Below are 16193 nucleotides of genomic sequence, written 5' to 3' on the forward strand. Positions count from 1 at the left end.
ACCCGTGTCGAGCAGCGCACCGACTTCGACAAGCTGATCGTCGACGTCGAGACCAAGCAGGCCATGCGTCCGCGTGACGCCATGGCGTCGGCCGGTAAGACCCTGGTCGAGCTGTTCGGTCTGGCCCGTGAGCTGAACATCGACGCCGAGGGCATCGACATGGGGCCGTCCCCGACGGACGCCGCTCTCGCCGCCGATCTGGCGCTGCCGATCGAGGAGCTGGAGCTCACCGTCCGGTCGTACAACTGCCTCAAGCGTGAGGGCGTCCACTCCGTGGGTGAGCTGGTCGCGCGCTCCGAGGCGGACCTGCTCGACATTCGCAACTTCGGTGCGAAGTCGATCGACGAGGTCAAGGCGAAGCTGGCCGGCCTGGGGCTGGCCCTGAAGGACAGCCCGCCCGGATTCGACCCCACCGCCGCGGCGGACGCCTTCGGCGCGGACGATAACGCGAGCACGGGTTTCGTGGAGACCGAGCAGTACTGAACGCTGCGCCGGGTCGCGGGGGGGGCCAGGAAGGCGGCGGAGCCGGCGATGAGCACCGGCCGACCGCACCCGGCTCCCTGAGGGCCCACCGGCGGAGATGCAGCGCCCAAGCCCTCCGAGCCTGAGCAGGCTGGCGAAGGCGGCCGCCTCTCTGCCTTGTCTTGCCTTCTGTCCCTGTGCCGCTCGAAAAGTCGTCGGCGCAGGTGGAAGTGGTGCGGTTCGGCCCCGGGAGCATGTCCGCGTGACCGTGTCCCTGCTGGACCGGGTGGCCCGGAGGCTGCCGTCCGTCCCGTCGGTGCCCCGGCGACACCGGCGCAAGGTCTTCCCGGTCACCCCCGCCCCCCTGCCCGCCCGGCACCGCAAACTCGTCGCCGCCACGGGGGATCACACCGCACGCCCACCCACCCCAGCGGCAGTCAGCACGCTTTCTGCGGCCGGCCCAAAGAATCCGTGGTGGGGCCACCGGCGGATCCCAGGGGGAGCGGGCCCGGCTCGGGCATCGGATCCGCCGCCTCGACGGTGGGGGAGGTCCTCCACGCCGCGGGCACCGGCCCGGCGCCGCGTCGTGCCGGTCCGACCCGGCGCGGGTTCCTGGCCGCCCGGGCCGGGGCATCGTCGCGGCGGACTCCTTCCATATCGACACCGGGCTCGGCCCGAGGCGGCACGCACCGGTGTTCCCGGGCACGGCCCGAGGCGCCTGCGCCGCACCGGAAGGCACCGCCCGATCCGGGAGGGGGCCGGGCCACCGGCGCGCAACCTCGCCGCCGACCCGGGCAGGCGCCGGGAGTCTTTGCGGTTTCTGGTGCGTGACCGCGACGGCAGGTACGGCGGAGCGTGCGACGCGGTCTTCGAGGCCGAAAAACTGGACGGCATCCAGAGCGCGCCACGGGCTCTTCGGATGCACGCCCATGGCGAGAGGATCATCGGCGGCATCCGGCGCGCGGCCCTCGACCAGGTCCTGATCGTGAACGGGGCCCACGCCCGCCAGGTCCTGGCCGCCTACCGGTGGCACTCCACCGCGCACCGCCCTCACCAGGCCCGACAGCGACCACGGCCCGACGCCGAGGAACGGCCCGCCGCCACGGTGCACGTCCTCGACACCCGCCGGGTGCTGCGGAACCGGCTCCTTGGCGGCGTGCTCGGCGAGTACCGCGACATCGCTTGACCGGCGATGGTGACTTCTCGAGCGGCACAGGCTGCCGGAGGGCTTCGAGGGAGTCCCGGGTGGTCTCGGGCGCGTCGGCGACCGCGGTTGCGGAGCGGATGGTCGTGGCGTCGACGCACATCGTGTCCATCAGGTCCACCCTGGCCGCCGGCTCGTCAATGCCCGGTCCTGCCTGCCCGGTGCTTGTGCTCAGCCCAGCGTCCCCCTTGACCCGGCAGGGCCCGATTACCTCACCGGCGAACGCGCGGAAATCTATGGCGGCTGCAGTAGACATTGGGTGGTGGTGTGGTTATGGTTTCTCTCGTAGTCGAGATCAACAGGGCCCGGCAGAGACGAACTGCCGGGCAGCAGTACCCGCAGTTGCAGGATGCAGGACGGTGCGGTGGTGGAGTTCCGAAGCCAGAGCGGTTGCAGGACGGCGACGGGACTGACGACCGGACCGGGTGGCCCGCAGTGATCAGGGGCCGCCGTGAGCAGTACCCCGCAGTGAAGTCAGTGAGCAGTACCTCGGTGAAGGCGTCGGCTGCGGACGCGCGCACCGGGAGGTTCGGCAGTGGGGTTCCAAGCCGGAGCAGACGCAGGACGGGCGACGGGGCCGGCTGCCGAAGAGTGGTGCCGTCACAGGCCACCAGCAGTACGCAGGAGAGCAGTACCAGCAGTAGGTAAGTGATTGATCCCAGAGGGAAGAACGGAGGAGCCGAGCGCCATCAGGATCGCCCGGGCGGACGTCTGAGCCCGGGTACCGCAGGACATCGATAGTGAGGTGGTCTCCGGTCAAGCAACCGCGATCCCCGCACCCCCGGCAGCATCTCGGCCGGGTCTGCGGACACAGGAGGCCGGCGCAGGATCAGGGCCGGCAGATGGTGTAGCAGTTCCTTCGGGGCCCTGGTGCCATTGGCACCAGGGCCCCTCCCCGCGTTTTACAGAGAGGTGCAAGTGACAGCAGACGACTCCTTCGGCCGGCTCGATGACGACGACTACCCCGCCTACACCATGGGCCGGGCCGCCGAGATGCTCGGCACCACCCCGGGCTTCCTGCGCGCCCTCGGCGAAGCCCGCCTGATCACCCCGCTGCGTTCCGAGGGCGGCCACCGCCGCTACTCCCGCTACCAGCTGCGCATCGCCGCCCGCGCCCGGGAACTCGTCGACCAGGGCACCGCCATCGAGGCCGCCTGCCGCATCGTCATCCTCGAAGACCAGCTCGAGGAAGCCCAGCGCCTCAACGCCGAATACCGCCGCGCCGCCGAATCGGCGAACCCGACGAGCGCGGCCTGAAACGGCAAAGACCCGCAACCCCCGGAGCTGCGCGGCTGCCGCCCGGAAGGGGGCGTTGACTGTTCGGGCGCCGGCCCCGGCCGGGGCGACCTGTGCCGCCACGGCCTGGCCGTGGAGGACCTCATCGCGGGCCTTTGGGCGAGTGCGGTCACGGCGGGCTTGCCGCTGCGCGTCGACACGCCGGACGGAGGCTGGTGGGATGAGACTCGGTTCCGACCGGCGTTATCACCTGATCCTGACCGCGGCGGGCCGCCCGGCGATGCATGGCTGGTGGGGGAGTGAGGCCACAGCCCGCGACAAGTTCGTCGTCTGGGTCGGCGTGTACGGTGCGCTGCCGGACGCCCGGGGCACCCTGGTCGATGAGGAGGCCGGAGCGGTGTTGAGGGTGTGGCCGGACGAGAGGTGACCCCGTCCATCACGGTCCGGCGCCGAGCACAGGGCCACATGCGACCGCGACGCGTGCAGGAGAAGGGCGCCGCGCCTGTGCCGGTATGACCAGTGCGCCCACACGGGCGGCGCACTCGGGAAACAGCCGATCACGCCCCGTCGGGGGCCGCTGTCCACGGCTCATGCTCACAGCTGTGCTGCGCACCCTCGCCGCCGAGGGCCTGGGCGCGGTCTGCTTCCGCGACGGCGGCCGGCGCACCCACGGCCTGGCGGTGGAGTTCACCGACGTGGAGCACCTGGAGTTCGACCTGTAACGGGTGGCCCAGCGGTCGGGATGACCGGTCCTCGTGTGAGTGAGGGTTTCACTTGGCACCTGCGCCGTCCGGTGGGTGCCGTGAGCGCGTGACCTGTCGGGCAGCGAGCTCTGATACGGCTCTGGTCCAGTTGATCGTTCGCCTGCTCGGCGCCTCCGACGAGCCGACAGACCGCCGCTCACGGCTGACCGCATGGTCGAGGACCGGGAATGAGACAGGAGGGACCGGACAGGAGAGCGTGTGTGACCACATCGCGGATCGACTACCGGGCGTTGTTCGCCATGGCGTGCAGCCCTTGTCTGGTGCTGGACCCCGAGCTGGTGATCGTTGAGGTCAACGAGGCCTATCTGAGGGCCACGGGCCGGCCCCGGGAAGAGCTGATCGGCCGGTACCTCTTCGATGCCTACCCCGGGAATCCGGCGGATCCGGACGCCGACGGGGTGCACAATCTGAACGCTTCCCTGCAGCGGGTCCTGCGGTCAAAAGGACCGGACACGATGGCGGTGCAGAAGTACGACATCCCGGTCTCCGGCCATCCGGGAGGGTTCCGGGAGAAGTGGTGGTCGTCCGTCAACACACCCGTCCTCGGAGCCGACGGAGAGGTGCAGTGGATCACCCACCGGGTGGAGGACATGACCGAGTTCGCCCTGACCCGTCCCCTCCGCCTGAAGCCGGATGCCCCGGGCGCGGAGCACAAGGCGACGGAGGCCGAACTGTTCACGCGGGCGCAGGAACTCCAGCGCCTCAACGAGGAACTCCGCGATGCCCACGACTGGGAACGCCGTACGGCCCTCGCCCTCCAAGAGGTCATGCTGCACTCCCCGGACCTGGCCGCTCACCGGGAGATCGCCGTGCGCTACCTGCCCGCCGTCCGATCCCTCAACGTCTGCGGCGACTGGTACGACGTGGTGGACCTGTCCGACGACACGTACACCGTGGCGGTCGGCGACGTGGTCGGCCACGGCCTGGAGGCCGCCGCCGTCATGGGCATGTTCCGCAGCGCCCTGTCCGCCGCCGTGCGCGCCATACACGAACCCGGCACAGCGATGGACGTCCTGAGCCGGTACGCCCGCGCCTTCGAGAGCGCACTGGCCACGACCGCGGTCAAGGCCGTCATCGACACCCGCCAACAGCACATCACCTACACCAGCGCCGGCCACCTCCCGCCCCTCTTGGCCCGGCCGGACGGCACCGTCGTCCTGCTCGATGAGGCCACCAACCCTCCACTGGGCGTCCTTACCGAGGACGTCCCGCGCCCCCAGGCCACGGTGCCCTACACCCCGGGCGACACCCTCGTCCTCTACACCGACGGACTCATCGAACGCCGCGGCGAGGACATCGACGCCGGCCTGCACCGCCTCGCCGATGCCCTCGCCCGCCACGCCCGTCTGAGCCCTGACCGCCTGGCCGACGCCCTGCTCACCCGCCTCGGCGTGGCCGACGGCGGACGCGACGACGTCGCTCTGATCATCGTCCGCCTGTAAACCGGCCTTTGCCGGCTCCGCCCCTCTCGCACCGCGGCGGCTACCGGCAGCCCGAGCGGACGCTACGCGTCAGGTCGCAGCCCCTCCCCACCCGGATCCCCGGAACCTGTTCGCCGCGGCGACGCGGCCATGCCCGGCGCTCCGAGCGGCTGTGCCTACGGGACTGGCGAATTGCGCAGCAGAGTCGAGCGCTACGTCAAAGACCAGATCCGCCGGCCCCGCGCCGACCTCGCCCAGCGCCTCCAGGACGCGGTGCGCGCCCGCCGGCAGCCCCGCGTCCGCGAGCGCGCCCGGCGCCAGGCCGCCACCCGCACCGGCCTGGCCATCGACACCCGCGCCCGCTTCGGCTTCACCGCCGCCCCCGGCACCACCGACGACGCCCGCCTCCGCCACCTCACCCTCGCCCCGCCCCCACAGCACGCGGCCCGCCTCTTCGACGCCCAGGACGCCGGCGCCAGCGAACAGCGGCTGCGCGACCTCGCCGCGGAAGGCCTGGGCGAGGTCTACTTCCGCGACGGAGTACGCCGCGCCCAGGGCCTGGCGGTGCAGTTCACCGATGTGGAGCACGTGGAGTTCGACCTGTAGGGCCGGGCTGCGCCATCAGACCGTGGGTGGTTGCGCAGCTGTGCATTCGGCTGTGGGTGGCTGCGGATCACCGCCGGGGCCGGTGGCCAGGGCGCGGCGCCCGGTGATTGGGCGCGTGGGCATCGGGTTGCCGGCGGCCGGGGTGGCGGGCAGGCGTTCGGCGGCGAGCGGGGCGCGTGGTGCGGGCGGCAGCTCGGTTTCGGTGGCGGTGCGGGTCGGTCCGGTGCCCAGCGGGCGGCGGTCGGTCATGCCGGATTCTCGCCCGGCGCGCGTTGTTCTTCCTCACCGGGATCGCCGTGGGCGGCGGCGGGCTGGCTTTGTTCACGAGTTTGGGTTCTGGCACACATTCCGTGAACGATCTTGAGTCCGGCTTCACCAGACCCCAGTGACGCGTGGTCCTCGCAGCTCACGTAATGCGCGCGCCTCCTGCCGGCGAGAGCCAGCAAGATTTTTCACGGAATGTGTACAAGAACCCGATGTTTCCGCCAATCGGGCCGAGGCCGATCACCAGGTGCATGAGGCGCTCCTTCGTGACGCGGGATGATTCTCGGGCTGTCGGCCTGGCCTATTCGACGTCGTCGCGCTCGGCGAGCACCTTCTTGACGAGCGTCAGGGCATTCAGGCACTTCGGGTAGCCGGCATAGGGAATCAGGTGGATGATCGCCCCGACGACTTGGTCCTTTGTGAGGCCAACGTTGAAGCCGGTGTTGATGTGCAACTCGAGCTGCGGCTCGGTGCCGAAGGCCGTCAGTCCCGCGATGGTGACCAGGGCCTGTTGCTTCTTGTCCAGGGCCGTCCGGGAGTAGATGTCGCCGAACGGGAACTCGACGATCAGGTTCGGCAGGTCGGGCGCGAGTTCCTTGTATTCCTCGATGAGCTTCGTGTGCGACTCGACATCGGGGTTGTCCTTGGGCTGGTACTCCATCATCTTGTCCAGTGCCGTCTGGAAACGTTCGGACACCATGGAAACTCCTTCGGGTGGGCGGAGGGAGCGCGGTGCGCCCCGCGGGAGCGGCGGCGCTACACGGGACCGATTCGTTACGCTTGCGTAGTGTGACGGAGGTATGTCCGGTGACCTCTTTCATCGTATTCCGGCGCATTGGCGGAGCCTGTGCCGAAACGGAGCAGCGGCAGGGAGCGCGGCACGGCGGCGCAGAGCGCGGGCCGAGTGCACCCTCATCCGGCAACCTCTCACCTCCGCCCCAAAGGTGCGCAGCACCATCCGGCCCACCACGCCGCCTTCCACCAAGCGGTGCAGCGACGTCTGTACTGAGGATGATCCTTTGGAGTGGACACCCTGACAATGGATCTTGATGGTCCGGGGAGGGATGTCCAGGTGCGATGTGCCGGTTTGGTGTCAGTGGATGGGTGTCAGTGACGGCACATCAGGCCGGGATGTCCTCACCGGTCGGGCGTGGAGAAAGAGCGAGGTCACTGACATGGGGTGGTGCATGCGGGGGATGCTGCTGTCATGGAGCGGTACGCCCCTCCCTGTTCCACTGTCATGGGAACGGTACTTCTGGTCCTTCGGTGGCGGCACGACGGCACGGTGTTGTGCGTCGGCGGGGCTGCCGTGCTCACCCGGCCGCTGAGGCGCCCGGAACGTGGGGAGGTGTGGGGCCGGCGCCCAGGGTGCGGCGTCCGGCCGGACGCGGGGGCGTGGGCGTCGGCTCCGTGGTGGCCGGGACGGCGGCGGAGAGGCGTTCGGCGGCGAGTTGGGCGCGCGGCGACGAGGGCGGGCTGCCGTCCGCGTGAGGCGGCTCGGTAAGGACGGGTCCGGTGCCCAGCGGGCGGCGGTCGGTCATCGCCCGATTCTCCCCGCCGCCGCAACTTCTTCCTCCCCGCTCGGTCGGCCGCTCCGGCCCGGCCCAGGGTGCGAGCGTGTCGCGACGTGTGCGCGGCGGCGCCAGGGCCGGAGCAGGGCGCCGGGACCCGGCGGAACCGGGCCGGTACTGCCCGCAGAAGCCCGCAGGGGTCTCCCAGGGACCTCTCACGGCATCTAGGTGTCAAGTCGTGACGGCGAGAGGCAGCGGGAAGGCCTCCCGTTCATCGAACAGCGTGCGTGTCGTGAGGCAGTGCCAGAGCTGACCGATCATGCGGTTGAAGAGATGCCGGAGGGCCTGCGCGTGCCGGTCTCCGCGCTCACGTCGGCGCCGGTAATGGGCGTTCGCCCCGCCGGATGCGGTGAGGGTGGAAAACGCCCATAGGTAGCCGGCGTCGTGCAGCCGGTTGTTCTTGATCCGGCGCCGCCCGACGTAGAGCTGTTTGCCTGAAGCCCTGGTGATGGGGGCGGCACCGGAGTACGCCTTCACGGCTCTGGCGTCGGCGAAGCGGGCGGGGTCGTCTCCGATCTCGGCGAGGACGCGGGCGCCGATCTGGACGCCCATGCCGGGAAAGCTCAGCATCACCTCGGCATACGGGTGTTGCCGGAACGCTTCCTCGCTCGCCTCGGTGAGGTCATCGACGGTCCGGCAGGCGGCATCGAGCTGCCGCAGGATGCCGAGCATCTGCCTGCCGAGGGCGTCCTCCACCAGCTCCGGGTGGCGGGCGTGCGGTGCCCGGAAGACCTCTCGCCAGCGGTCAGCCTCCGCCTCGATGCCGCGTTTGCGGCCGGCGCGTTTGAGGGCTGCGCAGAGCTGCTTGTGGGTGATCCGGGCCGCCTTGCCCGGGGTGGGTGCGGCTGCGAGGACAGCGCGGGCTTCCGGACGGCAGAGGCCGTTCTGCCATCCGGCGACCGCCTCCAGGGCGGCCGGGTAGTACTCCCGCAGCAGCGACCGCAGCTGGTTGGTCAGCTGCTGGCGGGACCACACCGCGTCCTGTTGGGCCCGTGCCAGCACGGCGACGGCCTGGGCCAGGTCGGTGTCCTCGGGCAGCGGCCGGTGCTCGTGCATGTCGGTCCGCAGGATGTTCGCCAGCACCTTGGCGTCGCCCGGGTCGGACTTCTTGCGCGAGACACCGTGGCGTTCGCGGTAGCGGGCGGCGGCGAGCGGGTTGACCGCGAACACCTTCCGCGTCCCCTGCCGTAAGACGGCGACCAGCAGCCCGCGGCCAGTCTCGATGCAGACCGGTATCGGCGCCTCGGGCGTATCGCCGTGCTCCGCCAGGAGCTCCAGCAGTTCCTGGTAGCCGGCCGAGTCGTCACCGATCCGGCATTTGGCGACCACTGTTGCCGTGTCGTCGACCAGGGCGACGTCGTGGTGCCCTTCGGCCCAGTCGATCCCGCAGTAGACGGCCAATCCACCCTCCTCTTGTCGTCGTTTGCGCTGGTACGAGCGCAAGCGGGCCACGCGGCGTTCCAATACCAGGACTCACACCCACGCAGGGCCACCGGTCCTCCCTCTCACTAGCCGTTCGTGGCACCAGCGCGTCGCACGGGCCTCGGTCCGTCCCAGGTCTCCAAGGACCCGAAGCGTGTGAGAGGTCACCGTGCAGCGGGCTCGCACCACCAACCCCAACGAGTGAACCGTCGAACAGTGATGGCGGCTCCGAAGGTGTCGGGAAGGCACCGGTCCCTGCAGAGGCCTCACGTGCCGGAAGTAGTCGAGGCATCCATCCCGACACCCTCGGAACCGCCACACCGAATCGAACAGACCGCCCCTCGTACACAGCCCTTGAAGGCTTCCGACGGGGCCGGACACCCCGTATTGGAAGTAGTCGGTGCAAGCCGGGCCGGTGACGAGACCTTGACCGCGCAGGTCAGAGGCGCCGGGCCAGTGCCGGACGGTGTCCTGGGCCAGCGAACCTTGACCGCTTGCCATCGAAGATTGAGCGGTGGGACCAGGCGCCCTCCGGCGAGCTGAGCATGTAATCAGGCGTGACGGCTCGGTCTACCTGACCGGACCTTCATCTTCTCCTGGCTGTTCGTCAGGCATGTCCAGGATGGCCTCTCGGGCGTACCGAGGGCTCCCCGGGGTTGGGGCCACCCTAGGGGCCATGAGTTCGGTGAGAAGCCTGCTCGGGTCATCCGTGGATAGCGCCAGGCCCAGGGTCTGCACGATGCGCAGAGCACAGTCCCGGATGGCCTGAGCGTCCTTCTCGGGCGCCGCCGTGCTCCTAATCTCGTCACACACTCGGCTGAACTGCTCAGCGCTGATCGTTGGCCGACTTACCGGTTGCGCCATGGTGCGCTCCTCCTGGAAGAGCGGGCCGTTCCACCCGCTCTTCCAGAAAGCGCTGAGCACACCCCAACGGCAACTGGAGAGAGCCAGCGCGCAGGCGCTCGACCAGAGCCGCTCAGCGTTGGCAGGCGCTCAAGGTGCGCCGTCACAGGACACCAGTGTCCTGTGTGCGATCTCTCGGTTTGGTGTCAGTGGATGGCGTGTCAGTGGTGGGTTCCCGGGGTGTTGTCCGGACGCGCTGGTCAGCGAACCGGGGATCGGCCTTGCCGCAGGTGTTGCCACTGTCCTGAGATGAGAGAGCAGGGGTGTCAGTACTGTCACCGGGCGGTATACGCGCAGGTTGCGTACTGACACGAAGGTGAGAGATCGCACCCACCGGGTGTGAGCTGCGAAAACGAGCGGTCCCTGTAGGAGGTCCACACCTGCGGCAGTGGTCCCGGTTACCGCTGTTACCAAGCGTGCAGCCCCCTGTGCAGCCACCCTTGGGTGCGGCCCCCCGCCAGGCCGTACGGCGTCCCCCTGCGGGCCGGTCAAGCCCGCCTCGCAGGGTGGCTTGCCCGGCCGCTGCGCAAGGGTTCGGCGGCTGCGCGGCTGCGCGTAGTGCTCGCGCGCCGAGGGTCCGGGTCGTCGACGCCAGCTCGCCGTGCTGGAGGCGGGGCAGTGTGGTGGCGAGGCGGGTCCGCGGGCGTGGGTGAGTACGTCGGCAGACAGAAGCGGCCCAGGTCACCACGGCCGTCCTGCAGGTTCTCGCCCAGCGCATCACCCCAGAGGAGGCCAAAGACCTGGCAGGCCAGGAGTCCTTCGGCATCGAGGAGCTCTATCAGCGCGTCGCCGAGCGCACCGGAGTGCTGCCCCGCACCCGACCTGCGGCGACGGCGACGCCACCGGCTTTCGCGAAGGACTGACCGAGCGGCATCGGTGTTCTTGCGGTGTTCCCGTCTCACATCGGGCGCGGGCGGGCAAGGGAACGGCCGGGGCCGGGCGGCGTGACGTTTACGGATGGTGAAGACCAGGCAACCCTACTTACCGTTGCTCTACGGTTACGTAAGCGTAGGTACGTCGGAAGGGACGAGGAGGGGAGGGCCGGAATGGCAGGTGCGCTCCGGCACTTGGTGCGGCCGATGTGGCAGGCCGCCGGCCGGCTGAGCACGCCGCTGCTGCCGGACGACTTCCTTGCGGTGGTGGATCCGCTGTGGTCGGCCCGGTGGCCGGCGGGCCGGGTGGAGGCGGTCTGCGCGGAGACGGCGGATGCGACGACGCTGCTGGTGCGGGCGGGGCGTGGTTGGTCGGGGTATCGGGCCGCCGGGCAGTACGTGCCACTCGGGGTGGGTATTGACGGGGTGCTGCACTGGCGGACGTATTCGATCACGACCCCGCCGGACGGCTCCGGGCGCTTCGCGATCACCGTGCGGGCGGTTCCGGGCGGTCGGGTGTCGTTGTACCTGGCGCATCGGGTCAGGTCCGGGAAGATCCTGCGTCTTGGCCCCGGCCAGGGGGAGTTCATCCTCCCGGACCCGCCGCCCGCGCGCCTGCTGTTCCTGACCGGCGGCATCGGCATCACTCCTGTGGCGGCCATGCTGCGCGCGCTCTCACGGCGCTCGGGCCGCCGCCCGGACACCGTATTGGTGCACAGCGCGCCGGACGCCGACCGGGTGGTCTTCGGTGGCGAGCTGCGTGACATGGCCGCCCGGAAGGGCTGGCTCAGGCTGTACGAACACCGCACCCGCGGGGAGGGACGGCTGGACCTTGCCCGTCTGGACGCGCTGTGCCCCGACTGGCGGGTGCGCGAGACCTGGGCCTGCGGGCCCGAAGGGCTGCTGGCGTTCGCCGAGCGGGCCTGGCGTGACGCGGATGTCCACCACCAGCTGCACCTGGAGCGGTTCCGGCCGCCGCCGGTGGCCGCGTCCGGCGGCGGATCCGGCGGGCGGGTGTGCTTCACCCGCAGCGGTGTGGAGGCCGAGGCCCGCCCAGCCACGTCTTTGCTGGACATCGGCGAGGCGGCAGGCGTGGTCATGCCCAGCGGCTGTCGTATGGGCATCTGCCACAGCTGCGTCAGCCCGCTGTCCGCCGGCCGGGTCCGCGACCTGCGGACCGGCGAGGTGCACGGCGAGCCGGGCGATCTGATCCAGACCTGCGTGTCGGCCGCCTGCGGCCCCGTTCACATCGACTTGTAGAGACGATCTGTCACGCTTTTGGGAAGGGGAACACCTGTGGCCGCTGCGCTTGGTCTCGCGCCGTCCGAAGCCGACGCCTTCGGGCGAGAACTGGACCGTATCCGAGCCGAGGTGCTGGAAGACCTCGGCGCGGAGGACGCCCGGTACATCCGTACGCTCGTCACCGTCCACCGCTCCCTGGAGGCGGGCGGCCGGGCCGCGCTGGCAGTGTCCCTGCTGCCGCCCGCCTGGCTGGCCGGCACAGCCATGCTCACGACCGCCAAGGTCCTGGAGAACATGGAACTGGGCCACAACATCCTGCACGGCCAGTGGGACTGGATGCGCGACCCTGCCATCCACTCCACCACCTGGGAGTGGGACTTTCCCACCCCGGCCGCCGCCTGGAAACACACCCACAACGACCTCCACCACACCTGGACCAACGTGGTGGGACGCGACCGGGACCTCGGGTACGTTGCCATGCGGATGAGCGAGGACCAGCCCTGGCACCCCGTCCACCTCCTCCAGCCGCTGTACGGCGGGCCGCTTCTGGCGCCGGTCTTCGAGTGGGCCATCGCGCTGTACGACTTGGAGCCCGAGGCCGTCGTCCAGGGCCGCAAGTCCGTGCGCGCGTTCCTGGGCGACCTCGCCGGGATGGCCCGCAAGGCGGCACGGCAGTTCACCAAGGACTACGTCCTCTTCCCGCTGCTGGCCGGCCCGTCCGCCCTGCCCTGCCTGCTCGGCAACCTCACCGCCAACACCGCCCGCAACATCTGGGCGCACACCGTCATCTTCTGCGGCCACTTCCCGGCCGGCGCGGAATCCTTCGCCGAGGACGAGATCGAGGGCGAGTCGCGCGGCGAGTGGTACGTACGTCAGGCACTCGGCTCGGCAAACATCGACGGCGGACCGCTCCTCCACATCCTCACGGGCAATCTCAGCCACCAGATCGAGCACCACCTCTTCCCCGACCTGCCCAGCAACCGCTATGCCGAGATCGCTCCCCGGGTGCGCGAGCTGTGCGAGAAGTTCGGCATCCCGTACACCACCGGCCCGCTGCTGCGGCAGTACGCCTCCACCTGGGCGCGTATCTGGCGCATGGGGCTCCCGTAACCCTGGCACCGACCCCACGTAGCCGATGGGCCACAGCAGCCGGGCTCCAGACCGCAGTTGATGTGCCTTCCAAGCACGGATGAGGACCTGCGGGGCGCTGTCACGTTGTTGAGTGAGGAGGTGCCTGGCGGTGCGTCGGGACGTGGCGGGGCCGGGTTCCGGCCGCGTGTTCAGGGGGTGCTGGGCAGGCCGACAACTCCGGTGCCCTGGTCCCAAATGGCGAAGCGAACGGTCATCTCGGCTCCGTAGTCGTGTGCGGTCATCAGGTGGCGACGGGGGCGGAAGTGGGGTGAGATGCCGCTGAAGGAGGACAGGAACCGCTGCGCCCCACCCACGCTGCGGAAGCCCTTCATCGCGTGTTCGCGCTGCCTCGTCGGCTGGTGGCCGTTCTCGGCCCGGTTGTTCAGACCCTTGTGGGAGCGGTGTTCCACGGAGGGCATGACCTCGCGGTGGGCCGCACCGTAGGAACGGAGCTTGTCCGTGACGATCACCCTCGGCACCGAGCAGGTCTTCTTGAGCAGTGTGCGGAAGAAGCGCCTGGCCGCGGCCTTGTCCCGGAGGGACTGGACCAGGATGTCCAGCACGGTGCCGTCGGCGTCCACGGCCCGCCACAGGTACTTCCGCTCGCCGTTGATCTTGATGAAGACCTCGTCCAGGTGCCACGTGTCCCCGGGCCTCGCACGCCTTCGGCGCAGGCCGTTGGCGTAGGCCTGCCCGAACTTCACACACCAGCGGCGGACCGTCTCGTGCGAGACGAGCACGCCGCGCTCGAGCATCAGCTCCTCGACCTCACGGAACGACAACGGGAAGCGGTGGTACAGCCACACGCAGTGCGCAATGACCTCCACTGGGTACCGGTGCCCCTTGTACGACGGCGATGCGCTGTCCGCGGACGACCCCTCCCAGCATGACCAACCAGAAGATCATCCCACCCGGTCAGTCAACGTGACAGTGCCTCCGGCGCGCGGCACCCCAAGAGCGCTCGGGATGTCTCATGGCGCTGAACGACGGGGGCAGACCACCTTCCCACTCTTTCGGCATCACTTCGACGCTACTTGGTCGGTATCACCGCAACACGATGCCGTCATTGCTGACGTCACCATCAGGGGCTTTCCTCCGCACGTGCATCAAAGGCATATCCTCTCGGATCCGAACGAACCGGAGCAGGTGCCGGCACCGGCTCGCTTCCATGGCCGTGTCCGCGGTGCTTCGGCGAGGGCGTGGATCTGTCGGCCGAGCAACTACCCCATGGTCGAGACGCGCGCGTACCCGGCGAGCGCGCCCCACGCGGCGGGGACCGGAGCGAGGAGGTCGGCGGCGTCGTCCTGCGGTGACTGAACCCGCATGATCGTACGGAAAACGGTGGAGTCCCAGTTCTGGGAACCCCCGACGTGCGGAGAGGTCAGTTGGCGTGCTGGTCCGGGGCGTCGTCCTGGGGCTGGACGGTCCACGCGGGCGGCTCGTCGGCGCCGGCCGACTCATCCCGTTCAGCGTCTGTGCTGGCCTCCTGGACGAGACCGGGTGCGTGGTGGACCGGGGCGTAGATGGCATAGACGCGCAGGGGTTCGTCGCCGGTGTTGATCACGTTGTGCCAGGTGCCGGCGGGAACCTGGATGGACCAGCCGTCGACGACGTCCTGCTGGAAGTCGAGCTGGTCCTTGGCCGGTCCCATGATGACCTTGCCGTGCCCGGCGTCCAGGCGCAGGAACTGGTCCGTGTGGGGGTGGACCTCGAGCCCGATGGACTCACCGACCGGAATGGACATCAGGGTGACCTGCAGGTACTTCCCGGTCCAGGCCACGGTGCGGTAGTTCTCGTTCTGCCGGGTGGCCGTTTCGATGTCGAACGCGTTCGGGCGCGGTCCGTTGTCGTTGATGGTCATTGCTTGTGCCTCCTTTCTGCTGCGACGTCGTTGGCCGTCGTCACGTTCGTAGTTCCCCGGTTCCCCGACGGGAGAGTGATAGTCAAGACCTGTGGATCGTTGAAGTCATCGTCTGATGCTCCGGTGCCATGACCGCCTTGATGCGGCGTTTGCGCAGGTGGGCGCGGTTGGCACGGGATGAGTACGCCCTGTCCGCGGCGACCGCGCCGGGCCGGGTGCGGGGCCGGCCGGCAGGCGGACCCGGATCTTCTGCAGCACGGGGATGAACTGCGGGCTGTCCGCGGCCTGCCCGGCGGTCAGAATGAACGCCAGCGGCCGGCGCCTGCGATCGGCGGCGAGGTGAATCTTGCTGGTCAGCCCGCCGCGGGACCTGCCGAGCAGGGCTTCCCTCAGGCGGAGCCTGCGTCGGCGGCGGACGCGCCGGCGTTCGGTCCGCTCGGGCTCGTTTTCGCCGTCCCGTCCGTTGTGTTCCGCCTCGGCGCCCCCTTTTGCCGGGCCTGTTCCTGCTCGGCGGCGGCTTCCTCGAGCGCCTCCATGACGTCCTCGCCGACGAGCATCCCGGCGGCGTCGTGGTGCGCGCGGACGGTCGTGGAATCCACGCCGACCAGGGACAGGTCCGTCCTGCCCCGGCGGGCGGCCTCGGCGATCAGGCCCTCCAGCAGGGCGGTGAAGACGCCCGCGTTGCGCCAGACCCGGAAGCGCCCGTAGACGGTCGGCCAGGGCCCGAACCCGCCCGGCATCTCACGCCACTGCGCGCCGGTCCTGAACCGCCAGATCACCCCCTCGAACTGCTCCCGCAGCCGCCCGGGGTACGGGCCGTACTCGCCTATCGGCAGGAACGGCTCGATCAACTTCCACTGCTCATCGGTGAGTTGCCTGCGCGTCACGACCGTCTTCCTACCGGATCCGCCCTCCAGACGGACCCGGATCGGCGAGATTGATCACAACATCACACAGGCCCTAGTAACGGGCTGGGCCGGGGGCCTGCAGGGATCTTCCCTGTGGGTCGCTGACCTGGCCTTTTGCCGATTGCCGGCGATGGGGTGCGACGGTCCTGAACGGGTGTCCTGCGGACTGTGTGCGGACTGCTGCCCCGTCCGGGGGCAGACGTGGCTGATGCCGGACCGCTGGGGGCCGGTGCGCACCTCCGTTGCCCCTGGTCAACCGCTCTCAAGGGCATGCTGAGCGCAAGGACTGGCTTTGTCCCGGCTCGCCACTGGGCGCCGGGGGCCAG

General features: G+C 69.8%; 13 protein-coding genes and 4 pseudogenes. 10 read left to right on the forward strand and 7 right to left on the reverse strand.

The genetic code is table 11. The annotated features are described in order from the left end of the window. The 7 genes and pseudogenes from AB0I73_RS37065 to AB0I73_RS37095 all read left to right on the forward strand — a co-directional run. On the forward strand, positions 1–483 hold a 483-nt coding region (locus tag AB0I73_RS37065), incomplete at its 5' end, for a DNA-directed RNA polymerase subunit alpha C-terminal domain-containing protein (protein WP_363044822.1). An 802-nt stretch (positions 484–1285) separates the two neighbouring features. Continuing rightward, on the forward strand, positions 1286–1648 hold the full coding sequence (locus AB0I73_RS37070; RefSeq protein WP_363044823.1) for a transposase: 363 nt from the start codon (positions 1286–1288) through the stop codon (positions 1646–1648). Between the two features lie 936 nt (positions 1649–2584). Further along, positions 2585–2923 carry a MerR family transcriptional regulator gene (locus AB0I73_RS37075; RefSeq protein ID WP_363044824.1) on the forward strand — a complete coding sequence of 113 codons (339 nt, stop codon included), beginning with the start codon at positions 2585–2587 and terminating at the stop codon, positions 2921–2923. Positions 2924–3122: 199 nt separating this feature from the next. After that, positions 3123–3329, forward strand: a complete 207-nt coding sequence (locus AB0I73_RS37080; protein WP_363044825.1) for a hypothetical protein — start codon at positions 3123–3125, stop codon at positions 3327–3329. A gap of 178 nt (positions 3330–3507) precedes the next feature. Continuing rightward, positions 3508–3624: pseudogene (locus tag AB0I73_RS37085) on the forward strand (XRE family transcriptional regulator); the annotation flags it as partial. Between the two features lie 242 nt (positions 3625–3866). Beyond that, positions 3867–5108, forward strand: a complete 1242-nt coding sequence (locus AB0I73_RS37090) for a SpoIIE family protein phosphatase (protein WP_363044826.1) — start codon at positions 3867–3869, stop codon at positions 5106–5108. Between the two features lie 183 nt (positions 5109–5291). Beyond that, positions 5292–5693: pseudogene (locus AB0I73_RS37095) on the forward strand (XRE family transcriptional regulator); the annotation flags it as partial. 15 nt (positions 5694–5708) lie between these two features. Here AB0I73_RS37095 and AB0I73_RS37100 read toward each other — a convergent pair. The 4 genes from AB0I73_RS37100 to AB0I73_RS37115 all read right to left on the reverse strand — a co-directional run bounded on the left by AB0I73_RS37100 (position 5709) and on the right by AB0I73_RS37115 (position 8929). Further along, positions 5709–5942, reverse strand: a complete 234-nt coding sequence (locus AB0I73_RS37100; RefSeq protein ID WP_363044827.1) for a hypothetical protein — start codon at positions 5940–5942, stop codon at positions 5709–5711. A 316-nt stretch (positions 5943–6258) separates the two neighbouring features. Beyond that, positions 6259–6657 carry a carboxymuconolactone decarboxylase family protein gene (locus AB0I73_RS37105; protein WP_363044828.1) on the reverse strand — a complete coding sequence of 133 codons (399 nt, stop codon included), beginning with the start codon at positions 6655–6657 and terminating at the stop codon, positions 6259–6261. 613 nt (positions 6658–7270) lie between these two features. Next, positions 7271–7498, reverse strand: coding sequence for a hypothetical protein (locus AB0I73_RS37110; RefSeq protein ID WP_363044829.1), 228 nt, complete (start codon positions 7496–7498; stop codon positions 7271–7273). Positions 7499–7699: 201 nt separating this feature from the next. Continuing rightward, on the reverse strand, positions 7700–8929 hold the full coding sequence (locus AB0I73_RS37115; protein ID WP_363044830.1) for an IS110 family transposase: 1230 nt from the start codon (positions 8927–8929) through the stop codon (positions 7700–7702). A 1544-nt stretch (positions 8930–10473) separates the two neighbouring features. Between AB0I73_RS37115 and AB0I73_RS37120 the strand changes: the two are divergent. The 3 genes and pseudogenes from AB0I73_RS37120 to AB0I73_RS37130 all read left to right on the forward strand — a co-directional run. Beyond that, a pseudogene (locus tag AB0I73_RS37120) lies at positions 10474–10671 on the forward strand (DUF2267 domain-containing protein); the annotation flags it as partial. Positions 10672–10899: 228 nt separating this feature from the next. Next, a complete protein-coding gene (locus tag AB0I73_RS37125) occupies positions 10900–11985 on the forward strand; it encodes a ferredoxin reductase (protein ID WP_258308884.1) in 1086 nt (361 codons plus the stop codon). Between the two features lie 36 nt (positions 11986–12021). Then, positions 12022–13077 carry an acyl-CoA desaturase gene (locus AB0I73_RS37130; protein WP_363044831.1) on the forward strand — a complete coding sequence of 352 codons (1056 nt, stop codon included), beginning with the start codon at positions 12022–12024 and terminating at the stop codon, positions 13075–13077. A 170-nt stretch (positions 13078–13247) separates the two neighbouring features. On the opposite strand, the gene AB0I73_RS37135 is transcribed toward AB0I73_RS37130, so the two are convergent. The 3 genes and pseudogenes from AB0I73_RS37135 to AB0I73_RS37145 form a co-directional block, all read right to left on the reverse strand. After that, positions 13248–13925, reverse strand: coding sequence for an IS6 family transposase (locus AB0I73_RS37135; protein WP_363044832.1), 678 nt, complete (start codon positions 13923–13925; stop codon positions 13248–13250). Positions 13926–14479: 554 nt separating this feature from the next. After that, the gene (locus tag AB0I73_RS37140; RefSeq protein ID WP_363044833.1) at positions 14480–14959 is read right to left on the reverse strand and encodes a cupin domain-containing protein; all 480 of its coding nucleotides are present in this window, start codon (positions 14957–14959) and stop codon (positions 14480–14482) included. A gap of 276 nt (positions 14960–15235) precedes the next feature. Further along, positions 15236–15846 (reverse strand): annotated as a pseudogene (locus tag AB0I73_RS37145) (transposase); the annotation flags it as partial. Positions 15847–16193: the final 347 nt, after the last annotated feature.

Source organism: Streptomyces sp. NPDC050388 (assembly GCF_040655635.1).
Lineage (GTDB): Bacteria > Actinomycetota > Actinomycetes > Streptomycetales > Streptomycetaceae > Streptomyces.

Bases quoted from the DNA above. Each gene is read 5' to 3' on its own strand.
- AB0I73_RS37140 (WP_363044833.1), bottom strand. From the start codon at position 14,959: ATGACCATCAACGACAACGGACCGCGCCCGAACGCGTTCGACATCGAA.
- AB0I73_RS37110 (WP_363044829.1), bottom strand. From the start codon at position 7,498: ATGACCGACCGCCGCCCGCTGGGCACCGGACCCGTCCTTACCGAGCCG.
- AB0I73_RS37080 (WP_363044825.1), top strand. From the start codon at position 3,123: ATGAGACTCGGTTCCGACCGGCGTTATCACCTGATCCTGACCGCGGCG.
- AB0I73_RS37105 (WP_363044828.1), bottom strand. From the start codon at position 6,657: ATGGTGTCCGAACGTTTCCAGACGGCACTGGACAAGATGATGGAGTAC.
- AB0I73_RS37100 (WP_363044827.1), bottom strand. From the start codon at position 5,942: ATGACCGACCGCCGCCCGCTGGGCACCGGACCGACCCGCACCGCCACC.
- AB0I73_RS37125 (WP_258308884.1), top strand. From the start codon at position 10,900: ATGGCAGGTGCGCTCCGGCACTTGGTGCGGCCGATGTGGCAGGCCGCC.